Raw genomic sequence first — 549 nt, 5'->3', positions numbered from 1 at the left:
CCTCACTCCTCTTCCCTGTATCTCGATTAAAACACAAATGACCCACAAGAGGGTCACTTTTTTAAAGTGTCCTTCTTATGGGTCACAGTTCACATATATGGTTAAGGGGAGTTTTTACTTTCGGGGTGGAGTGTCGAATAAACCGCTTGTTATTCATTTAGGAGGGATAATCCTGGTAAGCCCTATATGATGTTTTAACAAATATACACTGCGTACAAATTACTTTAAAACGTATGCCCTATTTAATGTATTCTCTCTCCTGAAAATAATCATAATATCAACAGTTACCACCATTTTCATCCGCCAATACCTTACCTTCGCTTTTCCCTTGCTTTTTAAATTTTTCGCAACTTTTACGTACATAGAACGATTACTATAGTGAGAGGCTACTCCACCTCTATTAACTCCTGAATGTCGATGTCTAACACTTTGCATACCGTTGGATTGTCAACAGTAAATCAGACAACTTTTTTAAGGGCTTCTTGTCGATATTGAACAGGCGTCATATAGTCTAAGGTTCCATGGATGCGATGCTTGTTGAACCAGTTG

At 38.3% G+C, this 549-nt stretch carries 1 protein-coding gene; it reads right to left on the bottom strand.

All coding sequences use genetic code 11. The annotated features are described in order from the left end of the window. Nucleotides 1-458: 458 nt before the first annotated feature. On the bottom strand, nucleotides 459-549 hold a 91-nt coding region (locus ACO9K6_RS20970; RefSeq protein ID WP_424769439.1), incomplete at its 5' end, for an IS3 family transposase.

It is taken from the genome of Paenibacillus praedii (assembly GCF_049725345.1).
Lineage (GTDB): Bacteria > Bacillota > Bacilli > Paenibacillales > Paenibacillaceae > Pristimantibacillus.
This window is presented reverse-complemented; position numbering and strand designations above follow the sequence as displayed.